The following is a 14,372-nucleotide window of genomic DNA, read 5'->3' as shown; positions in this document are numbered from 1 at the left end:
GATCTAGTCAGCGACCGCGGCGACGGGCCGACGGCTGTCGGCAGGCGCCTGCCGTGCCGACGGCGTACGCCGGAAGACGACGAACGCGACCACGGCCGAGATCGCCATCATCGTGACCGGGAGCCAGAACGCGACCTGCAGGGCCTCGGCGGCCAGCGGTGCGACGGCCGCTCGCTCGGTGGGCGAGAGGGAGCCGAGCGCACCGATGCCGTCGCTGCCCAGCCCGGGCAGGCGGGTGGAGAGTGCGGCGGCCAGGAGCACCGAGACGCCGGCGGTGCACAGGGCGGTGGCGACCTGGTTCAGCACGTTGATCATCGTCGAGCCGGCCGGGATGGCGCTGTCCTCGAGGTAGCGGGTCGCGATGGTCATGGTCGGCAGCATCACGAACCCGGCGCCTGCGGTCGCGATGGCGTGGGTCGTCGCCAGCTGCAGCATCGGTGCGTCAGCGCTCAGCTGGAGCGCCAGGGCGCCGAAGCCCAGCGTGGAGACCACGATGCCCGAGCCGATCACCGGCAGCGGCGGGTAGCGGTCGATGAGTCGACCGGAGATCTGGATCATGATCCCGGCCGCGATACCGGCCGGAGCCATCAGCAGGCCTGCGGTGGTCGCGGACTCGCCGCGTACGACCTGCCAGTAGAGCGGCACCAGGATCATCGAGCCGAAGTAGCCGCCGGCGAAGCAGACCAGCAGCGCGGCGCTGCCGCCGGTCAGGCGCCGGCCGAGGAGCCGGATGTCCAGCAGAGGAGCCGCGGCGCGGAGCGCGTGCCGGACGAAGAGCGCCACGAGGATGATCCCGGCCCCGATCGGGAGCAGTACCTGAGCGTCGAGCAGGGTGCCCTCGGCGAACGAGGTGCCCAGCACGAGGAGTGCCATCGCGGGCGGAAGCAGGAGCAGGCCGCGTACGTCCAGGCGGGCGCTCGGGCCGCGCTCCAGGCGCGGAAGGTTGCGCATCCCGAGGACGAGGCCGAGCACACCCAGCGGCAGGTTGATCAAGAACATCCACCGCCACGACATCGTGTCGAGCAGCCAGCCTCCGAGCACCGGTCCGAAGACGGGCCCGACCAGCACCGGCAGGCCCATCAGCGCCATCAGGCGGCCCCGCTCCTCGGGTGGGGCCGAGCGCAGTGTCAGGGTCATCGCGGCCGGCATCACGAAGCCGCCGCCGAGCCCCTGCAGCACCCGGAACGCGATCAGCGACTCGACGTTCCACGAGGCCGCGACCAGCCCGGACCCGATGGTGAAGACCCCGATCGCGGTCAGGAAGACCTGGCGCGCGCCGAACCGGCTGATCGCCCAGGCCGCGGCCGGGATGACCGTTGCCAGGGCGAGCGTGTAGCCGGTCGCGACCCATTGGATCACCGGCAGCGAAGCGCCCGTCTCCTGGGAGAGACGGGCGATCGCTACCGCGACGATCGTGATGTCGATCGGGATCATCACCGTGCCGGCGATGACGGTGAGCACGATCGTTGTCGGGCTCGGGGCCGTGCGGGGTCGGGGTGTCATGCGTCCAGTGTGGAAGCTAAAGTGAACTTGAGGTCAAGGGGTTTCGGCTCGACCTCAGCTCGACCTCTCCATGGTCCGTACGCCGACGAGCACCCCGCCCACCGCGACGGCAGCGGCCGCGACGAAGCCGCCGATGACGACATCGGCCGGGAACTGGCCGGCGAAGAGCGCCCGCTCCGCCTCCACGACGTACGTCATCGGGTTGATGTCGCTGAGGAACCGCAGCCAGCCGGGAGCGCCGTCGAGGGGGAGCAGGACGCCGGAGAGGAGCAGCAGCGGGAAGATCAGCATCTGCTGGACCGTCCAGAACACCCAGTCCTGCTCCTTCGCGGCGGTGGCCAGCGCGAAGCTGAGCGCGCCCAGACCGATCGCGAAGAGCGAGACGATGACGGCTCCGACCAGGACCCCGCCGAGGTGGAGGTCGAAGCTGAACGGGGTCACCACGGCGAGGATGACGACCGTCTGGAACAGGACCGGCACGACCTCCTTCAGGGCCCGTCCGACCAGCAGGGACGGCCTCGACAGGGGCGAGACCAGCAGCCGCTCGTGGGAGCCGGAGCGGATCTCGGCGGTCAGGTCGGCGCCGGTCATCGAGGCGCCCATGAGTGCGGTCATCACGACGATGCCCGGCACGAACCACTGCAGCGCGCTGCCGGTCTCGACGTCGGGCAGGAGCGGGGCGAAGAGGCCGAGGAAGACCAGCGGCTGCACCATCGCGAACAGCATGGAGGCCGGCTGACGCAGCTTGGGTGTGAGCTCGCGGAGCAGCACGGTCCAGGTGTCGGTGAGGAACCCGGTCGAGCGGCTCGGGACGCGGGAGGCGTGGCGGACCTGTGTGGCGGGGACGGTGAGAGTGGTCATGCTGCTGCTCCTTCGGTCTGGGTGGTGGCGGTGTGGGTGGACTCGGCCGACTCGCGCAGGCTGCGGCCGGTCAGGTCGAGGAAGACGTCGTCGAGGGTGGGGGCGTGGACCTCCATCCGGATCGCGGGCGTGCCGTGGGCGGCCAGGTCGATCGCCATCGCCGGGGCGCTGTCGGCGCCGCGCGGCGTGCGGATCGACACCTGCGTCCCGATGCGCTCGATGAGGGTGGGACCGGTCAGCGACGACTCGGCGCGAGCGGCCGCGGTCGCGGCGTCGGCCTCGCTGTCGAAGCCGAGGAGCACCAGGTCGCCGAGCCGCTCCTTGAGGCGGGTGGCGGTGTCGTCGGCGATCACCACGCCGTGGTCGATGACGATCACCCGTCCGGCGAGTGCGTCCGCCTCCTCGAGGTAGTGGGTGGTGAGGACGATCGTGGTGCCGCCCTCGTGGAGGCGGCGGATCTGCTCCTGCAGGTTGGCGCGGTTCTGCGGATCGAGGCCGGTCGAGGGCTCGTCGAGGAACAGCACCTCGGGGTGGTTGAGCAGCCCGATCGCGATGTCGAGTCGCCGCCGCTGGCCCCCGCTGAGCGTCTGCACGGCTCGGTCGGCGTACTCCTGGAGGTCGAAGGCCACGAGCAGCTCCTCGATGCGCGCCTTCGCGGCGGCTCGCGGGATGCCGTGGGCGCGGGCCTGGGACATCAGCTCGTCGCGGCCACGCTGGACGAAGGCCGCGGCGTTGCCCTGACCGACGTAGCCGATCGAGCGCCGGACGGCCGCGCGGGAGCGGACGACGTCGTGGCCGGCGACCTCGGCGGTGCCGGAGGTGGGCGGGATGAGGGTGGTCAGCATCCGCAGGGTCGTCGACTTGCCGGCTCCGTTGGGACCGAGGAAGGCGACGAGCTCACCTTGGTGGATCTCCAGATCGAGCCCGCGTACGGCTTCGACGGTCTTCTTGCTTCGGGTGAAGTGCCTGGTCAGCGCCTGAGTGCGGATCACCGGCCGCTGGTTGCTGTGGTTCGTCATGCCTCCAGCCTCTGACGTCATGCGGTCAGCTTCTGTCCGCTTTCGAAACTTTCTTCCGGGATCCGGTTTAGAAGTCCCGCGAGTGGGTAAGAGAGAGCTAGCGCGGCGTCGGTCGGCTCGAGGAGGGGGCGAGCCCCCCGACGCGCGGTCTCGTTTCAGTTCATGTGCGAATCAGGTCACGACCTGGCCGCAATCACGCTTAGGGTCGGATTCATGAGCACGAGCGCCCGGATGCTGCAGCTCCTCTCCCTGCTGCAGACCCACCGTTTCTGGCCCGGCACGGAGCTGTCCGTACGCCTCGAGGTCAGCGACCGTACGTTGCGGCGGGACATCGAGCGGCTGCGCGATCTCGGCTACGACGTGGACGCCACCCGCGGGGTGGCCGGGGGCTACCAGCTCCGGGCCGGCAACGCGCTGCCGCCGTTGCTGCTCGACGACGAGGAGGCGGTCGCGATCGCCGTCGGGCTGCGCACCGCCGCTGCCGGCCTGGTCGCCGGGATGGGGGACACCTCGGCCCAGGCGCTGGGGAAGGTCGTCGCGCTGATGCCACCGCGGCTGCGGCGGCGGATGGACGCAGTCACCTCGCAGACCGACTCCCTCCCCTGGGGCGGCCGGGTCCCGCTGGACGCGGGTGTGCTCGGGATCCTGGCGCAGGCCTGCCGCGACGACGAGGCGCTGACGTTCACCTACCAGGCGCCCGAGGCCGAGCCGACCCGGCGGCGCGTGGAGCCACACCGGCTGGTGACGCTCGGCAACCGCTGGTATCTCCTCGCCTACGACCGGGTCCGCCAGGACTGGCGATCCTTCCGTGTCGACCGGGTCAGCGACCCGACGACCACCGGTCAGGTGTTCCGCCCGCGGGAGATCCCGGGCGGGGACGCGGCCGCGTACGTGCAGGCGGGCATCCGCTCCCGCCCCGCAGCCCATGAGATCTGCGTCCACTTCGGCGTCGAGCCCGAGGTGGTCGCGCAGCGGGTGGGACGCTGGGGCGAGGTCGAGCCCGCCGAAGGTGGCTGCCGGCTGCGCATGCACGCCGACGATCTGGGCTGGCCCATGATGATCCTCGCCGGCGTCGAGGCCGACTTCACGGTCGAGCAGCCCGCCGAGCTGGCCGAGCTGGTCAAGCAGGCGGGGCAGCGTTTCGTCCGCTCATCTGCCTGAGCGGGCCGCCCACTCCTCGCGCAGGAGCCCGTAGACCACCAGGTCCCGGCGCTCGCCCGGATAGGCCTGCGCGCCGCGCATGGTGCCCTCGTGGGTGAAGCCGAGACGCTCGGCGACCGCGCGGCTGCGCTTGTTGAAGACGGAGGTGTCGATGATCGCCCGGGCGATGTCGTACTCGTCGAAGAGGGTGTCCAGCAGCGCCGAGACGGCCCGGGTGATCAGGCCGCGGCCCTCGTACGCCTCACCCAGCCAGTAGCCGATCGTGGCCGACTTCTCGTAGAGGTTGATCCGCGCGGTCGTGGCGCCGGCGACCTTGCCGTCCTGGCGGATGACGCACGGGACCGCCTCGCCCTTGACCCACTGGTTCAGCAGGTAGGTGCCGAAACCGGCGACGCTCAGCATGGTCTGGTTGCCGTGCGCCCACGGCTCCCACTCCCGGAGGTGGTCGAGGTTGGCGTTGATGAGCTGGTGGACGGCGAAGTCGGTCGACCGGTCACGCAGGACCATCTCCGCGCCGTTCCCGAGGTCGATGCTGAACAAGCTGATCTCCTACCGTGCCGAACCGGGGCCTGGAGCGTCGGTTTCCTGCAACGCATCCAGGATCAGCGTGCCGTACGCCCGCATCTGAGCCAGCACCGGGATGACCTCCCCCGGGAACCGGCAGATGACCGCGTACGCGGCCTGGCGGCCACCGACGTCGAGCAGTCCGACCTCGGCGCGGACACCCTCGTCGGTGCCGGTCTTGCTCCACACCCGCAGGTCGTGAACAGGATCGGTGTGGGCCAGCGGGTCCAGGCCGAACGCGGCGGAGACCATCGACAGGTCGGTGGACGGCGCCAGCCAGGACAAGACGGTGGGGTGTGGCGTACGGAAGTAGGCGACCCAGTCGGCGGCACAGCCGATGGAGAGCATCGGTGGGTCCTCCGGCCCGCGTACGTCCCGGACCGAGTCGTTCAGCATCGACCCGCCCGCGGCCAGCCGACGCGCGACGGCCTGGACCGGAGCGAGGCCGACGTGGCCGAGAAGCACGTTGGTGGCCAGGTTGTCCGAGACCGCGCCCACCAGCCGGGCGCAGTCGTTCAGGGTCAGCGCGGGGGCGTCGAGATGCTGCCACAGGCCGCTGTCGGCCACCGGCGCGACGCTGTCCTTGCGCAGCATCAGCTGCCCCAGCGACGCGTCCTCGTCGAGCAGCTCGGCGAGATGGTGCAGCAGGAAGATCTTGGCGACGCTGGCGGTCGGCAGCAACAGGTCCGGGGCGGACTCGACGAGGGTCTCACCGGAGCTCGTGTCGACCGCGAGGATCGACCACTCCGTCCGTGAACTCATGCGACGGATCCTAGGCAGAGGACGACTGCTCCTCGCGCAGCTCGCCGACGACCTGGATCTTCTGCCAGATCTTGCGGGAGAGGTCGACGGTGAGGCCCTCGACGGTGCTGACCGTGTCCAGGACGACGTTGTCCTGGGAGTCCTCGGCGCACAGCGCGGCCGTCTTGCCGACGAGGCTGAGCAGCTCGGAGCAGTACTCCAGATAGTGGATCAGCTCGTCGGCGTCGAGGGTGAGCCGGACGCTGGCCGAGGTGGGCGTGAACCCGGTACGCAGCCGCTCGGGGTCCTTGGTGAGCTGGTGCATGTCGATGATGTGGGCCAGCGAGCGCAGCCGGTGCAGCAGCTTCAGCGCCCGCGACCGCAGCAGGCGCTCCGGGATCGTGTAGAGGAAGAAGATCGCGACCGCGGCGAAGATGAGGTCGTTGACGGTGCTCTCCATCAGCGGTAGCCACTGGACGCCGGTGAGCGTCTCGTCACCGAACGCCGTCGCGAGACCCCAGATGATGGCGACCAACGTCAGCACGAGGACGGCCAGGATCAGCACGCGGGAGACCCCGCGCGTCCACAGCAACCGTCGCCGGAGCCGGTCCCCGACGCCGGAGGACTCCCTGATCAGCCCGCTCAGCTCCTCCGCGACCTTCACCAGGCCACGGTCGGGGAAGCGTGCCGCGATCCGTCCGTGCAGCGTCTCGACGGTCGTCAGCACCATCTCCGACTCGAGTCTCTCCAGTCCCACGTCACCGGAGCGTAGTGGTCGCGTGCCGCCACGGTGGGAAACCGCCGCAGATAGGGTGTCGACGTGCCAGCCCGACTCAAGCCCGCGGCCGCGGCTGACGTGGCCGATGCTCTGGATCGCGTACGCGCCGAGGAGCCCGCCAAGGCCGACCTACGGCTCCTGACCAAGCACTTCCTCGCCGTGCTGGAGCAGCGCGCGCCGGGCAAGAGCGTCGAGGTGCGCGTCCCACCCTATGCCGCGGCGCAGGTCATCGAAGGCGTACGCCACACCCGCGGCACCCCGCCGGCGGTGATCGAGACCGATGCGGTCACCTGGATCGCCCTCGCCACCGGAGCGATGACCTGGTCGGATGCCGTCGATCAGGCCCGGGTCAGGGCGTCTGGAGAACGCACCGACCTGTCGGCGTACCTGCCCTTGTAATCTCACCCTATGAGCCACTCCACCGAAGACATCAAGGCCCGTGTAGACGACCTCTTCCCCGGGATCCGCAAGGACCTCGAGGACCTTGTGCGGATCGAGTCCGTGAGCGCCGACCCTGAGCGCCTGAGCGAGGTCGAGAAGAGCGCCGAGAAGACCCGCGACCTCTTCGCGGCCGAGGGCTTCGACGTGGAGATCGTGCGTGCCTTCGACGGCGCTCCGCCGGCCATCGTCGGTGAGAAGAAGGGCCCCGAGGGTGCCCCGACGGTGCTGCTCTACGCCCACCACGACGTCCAGCCGGAGAACGACCACGCCGACTGGAACACCCCGCCGTTCGAGCCCACCGAGGTCGGGGACCGGCTCTACGGGCGCGGTGCGGCCGACGACAAGGCCGGCATCGCGGCCCACATCGGCGCGGTCCGGGTCCTGGGTGACGACCTCCCGGTCACCGTGCGCCTCTTCATCGAGGGTGAGGAGGAGGTCGCCTCGGCCACGCTGCCCCAGCTGCTGGAGAAGCACCAGGACAAGCTGAAGGCCGACGTCATCGTGATCGCCGACTCCGGCAACTGGGACATCGGCGTCCCGGCGCTGACCACGTCGCTGCGCGGTCTCATCCGCGTCGACGTCGAGCTCCGCACCCTGGGTCACGCGGTCCACTCCGGCATGTGGGGCGGTCTGGCTCCCGACGCGATCATGGCCCTCGTACGCCTCCTCAACTCCCTCTGGGACGAGAACGGCGCGCCCGCGGTCGAGGGGCTCGTCTCCGGGCAGGCGGCGGATGTCGACTACCCCGAGGACAGGCTCCGTGCCGAGTCCGGGGCCATCGATGGTCTGCAGTGGGTCGGTACGGGCAGTGCCGTCGAGCGGATGTGGACGCAGCCGGCGATCACGATCACCGGTCTGGACGCCCCCAAGGTCGACGGTGCCTCCAACACGCTCTCGCCCACCGCACGCGCCAAGGTCACCATCCGGATCGCTCCGGGCGACTCCGGAGAGAACGCCGTCGCCGCCCTCACCCAGCACCTGGAGAAGCACGTCCCGTGGGGCGCCGAGCTGACCACCAAGGTCGTCGACACCGGTGAGCCGATCGCCCTGGACGCGACCGGCCCCGCCTACGACGCCGCCCGTGCCGCTTTCACCGAGGCCTGGGACGGCACCGCCCCGATCGACATGGGCGTGGGCGGCTCGATCCCGTTCATCGCGGAGTTCCTCGAGGCGTTCCCGCAGGCCAGCGTGCTGGTCACCGGCGTCGAGGACCCCGACACTCGCGCCCACGGCGCCAACGAGGGCCTCCACCTCGCCGAGTTCCGACGCGTCGTCGTCGCCGAGGCGCTGCTGCTCCAGAAGCTCGGGAGCCACTGACCGTTCACCGAGTCACCTCGGTCGAGTGGCGCTGCCTTCGTGGAGTTCCGCGAAGGCAGCGCGCACTCACCGAGTTACCTCGGTGAACATCCGCCCCGCGGCCTAGACCCCAGGCAGCGTCAGCGCCACCCGGGTGCCCTCACCGGGGCGTGAGTCGAGCTCGACCAACCCGTGGTGGCGCCTGGTGATCTGCTCGACCAACGTCAGCCCGAGCCCAGCTCCGCGCGAACCACCGAGCGCGGAGTTGGAGCCTCGGTAGAACGGGTCGAAGACCTCCGGCTGCTCCTCGTAGGCGATGCCGACACCGTCGTCGGCGACGATGATCGTGACCTCGCTGCCGGCGCTGTAGAGCATCAGCTGCACCCGCGAACCCCGGTAGCTGTAGGTCAGCGCGTTCTTGATCAGGTGCAGGAAGGCCGCGCGCAGCTCACGAGGATCACCGACGACGTACGCAGGCCCGGTCGGCGTCGTGAGGACGCACTCGATGTCCTTCTGGGCTGCGTCGGGATCGAGCTCGTCGAGCACGTCGTCGAGCATCTCGGAGACCTCGATCGTGGTCTCGCCGGGGGCGTTGGCTGGGTCGCGGATCCGGGACAGGAGCAGCAGGTCGCCGACGATGCCCTCGATCTGGGCGCTGCGTACGGTCAGCGTCTCCACCTGGACGATCCACGGCAGGGTGTTGGCCTGCTCGCCGGCCAACGCGTTGAGCGAGGTGCCGAGCGCGTTGACCGGGATCCGGAGCTCACGGGCGACCGCCTCGATCAGCCGGTTCCGTTCGCGGTCGGCGTGGGCGAGCTGCTGGGCGAGGTCGCGCTCCTGCGTGTAGGCGTTGGCGGTGAGCACGATGCGTCCGAAGTCGCGGCCCAGCTCCAGCGCCAGCCGGCCCTCCGCGTCGGTCCACGTGGGCCGCCCCGGGGAGCGGAGCAGGACGATGTGGCCGAGCCACTCGTGGTCGGCGCCGACCGGAACGACCAGGGCGCTGGCCGCTCCCAGAGTCTCGAAGAACTCGTTCACGACGGCGGCCTGCTCGTTCCACTCCGAGGAGTCGGTGATCCGCTCGCGGCTCAGGATCGAGTAGGTGCCGTCCGCCCAGTATCGGGAGCTGTTCCGCGAGGTGAGCGAGGCCAGGCCCGGGTCGGGGTCCCAGTTGAGGCCCGGGGTCGCGTGCACGACCATCTCGTTGTGGGAGCCCTTGGTCGCCATCCAGATCCCGTCGGCACCCAGGCCGCGGATCAGCGCGTCGTGGCTGGTGTCGAGCACGTCGGCGAGGCTGAGCTTGGAGCTGGCGTCGCGCAGGAACTCCTTGGCGGTCTCCAGGTTCGCGGCGCGCTCGTAGAGCCGCTCGCGCTCGAGGTAGCCGCGCACGACCCGCTGAGCGCGCTTCGCGAACCGGTTGAGCACTCGGCGCTGGGTGAAGTCGGGCCGGCGGCCGCTGACCGGCATGTCCACCGAGAGGCAGCCCTGGATGGAGCCGTCGTCACCGAGGATCGGCGCGATCAGCATGTCGTGGGGGTGCCACGCGTCGGCGGCGTCGATCATGTTGGTCGTCGAGACCCAGCTGCCCTCGTGAAGGTTCACCCGCTCCTGGGGGATGAACCGCCAGGCGCCCCAGTTCTCGCCGCGGGAGAGGTTGTCGCGCAGGTCGGAGAGGGCCCACCGGGTGCCGAGGATCTCGTCAGCCGTCTCCCGGCGCCCGTGCGAGTTCAGGCCGCTGATGAAGCCGTGGACCGCGACCACCTCGAGCTCGTCGCCGCGGACGACGTTGATCGCGGAGATGCCGAAACCGAGCAGCTCGCAGATGCCTTCGGAGATCATCTGCAGCGCGGGATCTGCCACCGGCAGCGACGTCCTGCTCGGCGTGCTCGCAGGCACGTCGAGGGCATCGACTGACTGTGGTGGGGGCATCCTTGCTCTCAGGTAGGTCGGTCAGGGCGGGTGTTGCAACTGCGTGGCAGTCCTGAGGACCTGGGCACCACGGAGTGTTGCACGAAACACGCGCGCTGTGCAGCCGTAGGCGTCCGTCTCGACCAGATTGTGACGTTTGGTTAACCAAGCGAGGTGGCGTCGTTGGCCAACGGAAGGACGAGGGATACGCGGGTGCCGGTGCCGGGCTCCGAGCGCAGCGTGACGCGGCCGTCATGGCGGCGCGCGACCCGGTCGACGATGCTGAGCCCGAGGCCGACGCCCTTCCGGCCACCGATCGCCTGGCTCGACCCGCGGTAGAACTCGGTGAAGACCTGGATCTGCTCCGCCGCGGGGATGCCGACGCCGTTGTCGGTCACCGAGATGGCCGCCTCGCTCGCGCTCTCCACGATGTAGAGCCGGATGTGGCCGCCGCGGTGGGTGTAGACGAGCGCGTTGTCGACCAGCCGGAGGATCGCCGCCTTGATCTCGCTGCGGTCGCCCAGCACGTAGACGCTGCGCGAGGGCACGTCGATGCTCACCTCGATGCCACGCTTCTCGGACTCGTACGTCCTCTGCTCGAAGATCTCCTGCAGAAGGGACGTCAGGTCGACGTGGGCCAGCGCCGGCCGCGACGAGGGGTCGGAGAAGCGGGAGAACAGCAGCAGGTCGTCGACCATCGCGACCAGCTGGTCGGATCGGCTGATCAGGTTGCCGACCTGCTGGAACCAGGTCGGCGATCCGCGGTCCTCGTGACGCATCGCGTCGATGCCGGTGGTGAGGGCGCTCAGCGGGTTGTGCAGCTCCTGCGCGACGGCCTCGATGAGCCGGCTGTGCACCTTGTCGGCGGTGGCGAGCCGCTGGGCGAGGTCACGCTCCTGGGTGTAGGCGTTGGAGGTGAGCACGATGCGCCCGAAGTCGCGACCGAACTCCATCGCGAGGCGCCCCTCGGCATCGGTCCAGCGCGGCCGGCCCGAGCCACGCACCAGCACCAGATGACCCAGCGCGGTGGTCTCGACCCCGATCGGTACGACCAGGAGCGAGTCCGCCTCCACCGCGTCGAGGAACTCGAGGCCGAGCCTGGCGAACATCCTCCGCTCCGCGCTGCCCTGTTGCAGCGCGTGCCGGAGCAGCTCGCGGTTGACGATGGCGTGCTGGCCCGCGTTCCACAGCCGGGTGGCCTGGTAGGCCTGTCCTGCGGCGATGTGGTTGCTGTCGTTGGCGTTCCAGCCGAGGCCGGGGGAGGCATAGGCGACGGACCCGCCCTCGCCGTCCTGAGCCTGCACGTAGAGGCCATCGGCGTCGAGACCCCGGCTCATCGCCTCCTGGGTGACCTCGAGCACCTCGGTGAGACCGAGCTGGGAGTTGGCCTCGCGCAGGAAGCTCTGGGCCTCGAGCAGGTTGTTGGCCCGCTCCTCGAGGTATTCGCGCTGCAGGGTCAGCAGCACGGTTCGCCTCGCCTGGCGGGCGAACCGGTTGAGGATCCGCTGCTGGCGCCGGCCGGGCCTGCGCCCGTTGGTCGGACGGTCGATCGACAGTACGCCGACGAGCTCCCCGTTCTCGTCGTAGAAGGGCGCCAGGAGCTCGTCGAGCCGGTGCCAGTCCTGCGGGTCCTTCAGGATGTCCTCGTCGGTGTCGGGGACCCAGTAGCCCTCCGCCTCGCCGATGGTGTTCTTCTCGTGGGGGACGAACTTGATGTCGCCCCAGTCCACGGACATGTCCAGCAGGTCGGTGACCACCGAGACCGGGAACCGGGTGCCGAGCATCTCGGCGACGGTCATCTCGCCCTCGACGGTGTGGCCGGTCTCGTCCCCGTACGCCGCGACGATCTCGAACTCGTCACCTCGGCGGATGTTGATCACGGCGGCGCCGAAGCCGACGAGCTCGGTGACCCCCTCCGCGATCAGCTGCAGACCGGGATCCGGGCTCGGGTACGCCTCGGAGGCGCCGCTGGGCGCGTCCGGACCCTCTGAGGGCGTACTGGTCATGAGTTCTCCGCCGAGATGAAAATGCAACCCGTTCCCGTTGCGTAAGGTTAAACAATGGGCAGCGTCACACGGAATGTGCTTCCCACGCCAGGGGTCGAGTCGACGGATATCAGTCCGCCGCGCCGACTGACGATTCGAGACACGATCGTCAGTCCGAGACCGGTGCCTGGCTGTTTGAGTGCTGTGGGGTTGGTCGAACGGAAGAACTCGGTGAAGAGCCGATCCTGGTCCTCCGGTGAGATCCCGAGGCCGTGGTCGGTCACCCGGAGCTCGAACCAGCCGGGGCTGGTGCGGGTGCTCACGATGACCTGACCGCCTTCGGGGCTGTATTTGATCGCGTTGGTGACCAGGTTGATCACCACCCGGTCCAGATCGCCCGGCGCGAGGGTCACGTAGACGTCGTCGGACGGCATCTCGAAGACGAGCTCGTGGGCGTCGCTGGTGGGCATCTCGGCGCTGAGCTGGCTGTGGACCTCCTCGAGCACGGGCGCGACCTGGATCGGCACCGTGGTCGGCAGGTGGTCGGGGTCGGAGACCTTCGACAGCATCGCCAGGTCGGCCACGATCTTCTCGGTGCGGTCACGGTTGCGGGTGAGCGCGGTCAGCACCTCGGCGTACTCGTCCTCGGACTCCGCGTAGGGCAGCGACTCGATGTTCCACCGGAACGCGGAGAGCGGGTTCTTCAGCTCGTGGGCGACCGTCGCGATCAGCCGGCTCTTGTGGGCCTCGAGCTCGCGCAGGGAGTCGACCGCCGCCTTCTGGCGCAGGTAGGCCCTGGAGTTGTGGACCACGCGGCCGAAGTCGCGGCCGAGGTCGGCGGCGGTGATCAGCTCGAGCTCGCTCCAGTGGGGCTTGTCGGGACCGCGGCCGAGGAGCATCGCGCCGTACCAGGTCTGGCCGGAGCCGATCGGGACCCCGACGATCGAGCCGACCTTGTAGTGACGGATCCACTCGGTGATCAGCTGCTGCCGCTCCGGGTCGGGGTGGGGGAGCCGCTCGGCGCCGTCGGGGGTCTGCACGGTGATGCTGCGCTGGTCCCAGAGGTATTGCCCGTAGTCGACCATGAACTGGCTGGTCAGGTCGTCGATCGGGAGCTTGAAGTCCTCCCGGTAGATCTTGGTGCGGATGCCCCGGCCGCCCGGCTTGGACATGTGCAGCCAGAAGTCGGTCAGGTCGAGCACGTCGACCAGACCCGTGCTCAGCGAGTTGAGGATCTCGTCGGGGTCCAGTTCGCGCCCGGCGCGGCGGATCACGTCGCGGGCGGCCTCGGCGAGGCGTACCTGTTCGGAGAGCTCCTCACGCTCCAGGGCGAGCAGGATGGCGCGCTGCGCCTGCACCGCGTGGCGGCCGAGCACGGCGCGCTTCTCCGGGTTGGGGCGGAGGCCGTCGGTCGGGACGTCGACGATCAGGGTGCCGCGAAGCTTGCCGGCGTCGTCGCGCAGTGGCGCGACCAGCAGGTCGAGCGGGTTCCAGGCGCCCGCGGCGTCGATCGTGGTCATCGTCGGGATCCAGCCGTACACGTCGGCGTTCGGGTCCAACCGCTCCGCCGGCACGAACTTGAAGATGCCCCAGTCGTCGGCCCGGGCGAGCTCGGCCTCGAGCCGCTCGATGGGGGTGACGGTGCCGAGCAGGTCGGCGCGGGCGGACTCCTGGCCCGAGACCACCACCATGTGGAGGTGGCCGTCGGCGCGCGCGACGCTGATCGTGGCCATCTCGAAGCCCGCCAGTGCGGTCAGGCTGTCGGCGATCAGCTGGAGGTCGGAGAGATCCTCGCCGGGGGTGAGCAGACCACCGATCTCGGCCAGATCGGTCGTGATGGTGGTCATCGTCGTGGTGAGGTCGCTTCTGGCGCGTTTCCCGCCCAACGGTGGTGGGGCGAATCCCGGCGGCACCGTCAGTCGGTGACCGCCGGCGGGCTTGGGCGCTGAAGAAGTCATCGGATCGATTATCCGGGAAGTCGGTCCCGGGCGGTAGGGCAGACGTGGATCGTTCTTTACATTCATGATTCCGAGACGTTCATGTGACCACCCTTACAGGACTGTCAAGGGTTCGCTGATCGCCTGCGTACGGCCTTACACTCGGTGCCGTGGTCAACCT

At 69.7% G+C, this 14,372-nt stretch carries 12 protein-coding genes; 3 read left to right on the top strand and 9 right to left on the bottom strand.

The window, feature by feature from the left end; translation table 11 throughout:
• Positions 1 to 3 precede the first annotated feature (3 nt).
• From ACFV9G_RS11180 to ACFV9G_RS11170, 3 genes are read right to left on the bottom strand one after another with little or no spacing between them, the layout of a single operon-like run.
• Positions 4 to 1,503: a DHA2 family efflux MFS transporter permease subunit gene (locus tag ACFV9G_RS11180; RefSeq protein ID WP_378727551.1), complete on the bottom strand. Its 1,500-nt coding sequence runs from the start codon at positions 1,501 to 1,503 to the stop codon at positions 4 to 6.
• A 54-nt stretch (positions 1,504 to 1,557) separates the two neighbouring features.
• On the bottom strand, positions 1,558 to 2,364 hold the full coding sequence (locus ACFV9G_RS11175) for an ABC transporter permease (RefSeq protein ID WP_378727550.1): 807 nt from the start codon (positions 2,362 to 2,364) through the stop codon (positions 1,558 to 1,560).
• A complete protein-coding gene (locus ACFV9G_RS11170) occupies positions 2,361 to 3,383 on the bottom strand; it encodes an ATP-binding cassette domain-containing protein (protein WP_378727549.1) in 1,023 nt (340 codons plus the stop codon). The genes ACFV9G_RS11175 and ACFV9G_RS11170 overlap by 4 nt, the downstream gene beginning before the upstream one ends.
• 213 nt (positions 3,384 to 3,596) lie before the next feature.
• On the opposite strand from ACFV9G_RS11170, the gene ACFV9G_RS11165 reads away from it, so the two are divergent.
• The gene (locus ACFV9G_RS11165; protein WP_378727548.1) at positions 3,597 to 4,544 is read left to right on the top strand and encodes a helix-turn-helix transcriptional regulator; all 948 of its coding nucleotides are present in this window, start codon (positions 3,597 to 3,599) and stop codon (positions 4,542 to 4,544) included.
• On the opposite strand, the gene ACFV9G_RS11160 is transcribed toward ACFV9G_RS11165, so the two are convergent.
• The 3 genes from ACFV9G_RS11160 to ACFV9G_RS11150 are packed head-to-tail and all read right to left on the bottom strand — an operon-like array spanning position 4,533 to position 6,606.
• Positions 4,533 to 5,084 (bottom strand): GNAT family N-acetyltransferase, encoded by a 552-nt coding sequence (locus ACFV9G_RS11160; protein WP_378727547.1) that lies wholly within the window; start codon positions 5,082 to 5,084, stop codon positions 4,533 to 4,535. The two genes, ACFV9G_RS11165 and ACFV9G_RS11160, sit on opposite strands and share 12 nt — an antisense overlap.
• A 9-nt stretch (positions 5,085 to 5,093) precedes the next feature.
• Positions 5,094 to 5,870 carry a serine hydrolase gene (locus ACFV9G_RS11155; protein ID WP_378727546.1) on the bottom strand — a complete coding sequence of 259 codons (777 nt, stop codon included), beginning with the start codon at positions 5,868 to 5,870 and terminating at the stop codon, positions 5,094 to 5,096.
• A gap of 10 nt (positions 5,871 to 5,880) precedes the next feature.
• Complete coding sequence (locus tag ACFV9G_RS11150) at positions 5,881 to 6,606, bottom strand: hypothetical protein (protein WP_378727545.1); 726 nt, start codon at positions 6,604 to 6,606, stop codon at positions 5,881 to 5,883.
• Positions 6,607 to 6,669: 63 nt separating this feature from the next.
• Here ACFV9G_RS11150 and ACFV9G_RS11145 point away from each other — a divergent pair, with 63 nt between their 5' ends.
• Together ACFV9G_RS11145 and ACFV9G_RS11140 are read left to right on the top strand one after the other, a co-directional pair.
• Entirely contained in the window at positions 6,670 to 7,026 is a 357-nt protein-coding gene (locus tag ACFV9G_RS11145) for a sterol carrier family protein (RefSeq protein ID WP_378727544.1), read from the top strand.
• A gap of 9 nt (positions 7,027 to 7,035) precedes the next feature.
• Entirely contained in the window at positions 7,036 to 8,385 is a 1,350-nt protein-coding gene (locus ACFV9G_RS11140) for a dipeptidase (RefSeq protein WP_378727543.1), read from the top strand.
• Positions 8,386 to 8,487: 102 nt separating this feature from the next.
• On the opposite strand, the gene ACFV9G_RS11135 is transcribed toward ACFV9G_RS11140, so the two are convergent.
• The 3 genes from ACFV9G_RS11135 to ACFV9G_RS11125 form a co-directional block, all read right to left on the bottom strand.
• Positions 8,488 to 10,257, bottom strand: coding sequence for a sensor histidine kinase (locus ACFV9G_RS11135; RefSeq protein ID WP_378727542.1), 1,770 nt, complete (start codon positions 10,255 to 10,257; stop codon positions 8,488 to 8,490).
• Between the two features lie 173 nt (positions 10,258 to 10,430).
• Positions 10,431 to 12,275 (bottom strand): sensor histidine kinase, encoded by a 1,845-nt coding sequence (locus ACFV9G_RS11130; RefSeq protein ID WP_378727541.1) that lies wholly within the window; start codon positions 12,273 to 12,275, stop codon positions 10,431 to 10,433.
• Positions 12,276 to 12,322: 47 nt separating this feature from the next.
• Positions 12,323 to 14,212 (bottom strand): ATP-binding protein, encoded by a 1,890-nt coding sequence (locus ACFV9G_RS11125; protein ID WP_378727540.1) that lies wholly within the window; start codon positions 14,210 to 14,212, stop codon positions 12,323 to 12,325.
• Between the last annotated feature and the right edge of the window lie 160 nt (positions 14,213 to 14,372).

This window comes from Nocardioides sp. NPDC059952, from assembly GCF_042730435.1.
Lineage (GTDB): Bacteria > Actinomycetota > Actinomycetes > Propionibacteriales > Nocardioidaceae > Nocardioides.
Note: the sequence above shows the minus strand (reverse complement) of the source record. Positions and strands in the feature narration are given on the sequence as shown.

Coding starts and splice junctions, on each gene's coding strand:
- ACFV9G_RS11155 (WP_378727546.1), bottom strand. CDS start 5,870: ATGAGTTCACGGACGGAGTGGTCGATCCTCGCGGTCGACACGAGCTCC.
- ACFV9G_RS11170 (WP_378727549.1), bottom strand. CDS start 3,383: ATGACGAACCACAGCAACCAGCGGCCGGTGATCCGCACTCAGGCGCTG.
- ACFV9G_RS11125 (WP_378727540.1), bottom strand. CDS start 14,212: ATGACTTCTTCAGCGCCCAAGCCCGCCGGCGGTCACCGACTGACGGTG.
- ACFV9G_RS11140 (WP_378727543.1), top strand. CDS start 7,036: ATGAGCCACTCCACCGAAGACATCAAGGCCCGTGTAGACGACCTCTTC.
- ACFV9G_RS11165 (WP_378727548.1), top strand. CDS start 3,597: ATGAGCACGAGCGCCCGGATGCTGCAGCTCCTCTCCCTGCTGCAGACC.
- ACFV9G_RS11180 (WP_378727551.1), bottom strand. CDS start 1,503: ATGACACCCCGACCCCGCACGGCCCCGAGCCCGACAACGATCGTGCTC.
- ACFV9G_RS11175 (WP_378727550.1), bottom strand. CDS start 2,364: ATGACCACTCTCACCGTCCCCGCCACACAGGTCCGCCACGCCTCCCGC.
- ACFV9G_RS11130 (WP_378727541.1), bottom strand. CDS start 12,275: ATGACCAGTACGCCCTCAGAGGGTCCGGACGCGCCCAGCGGCGCCTCC.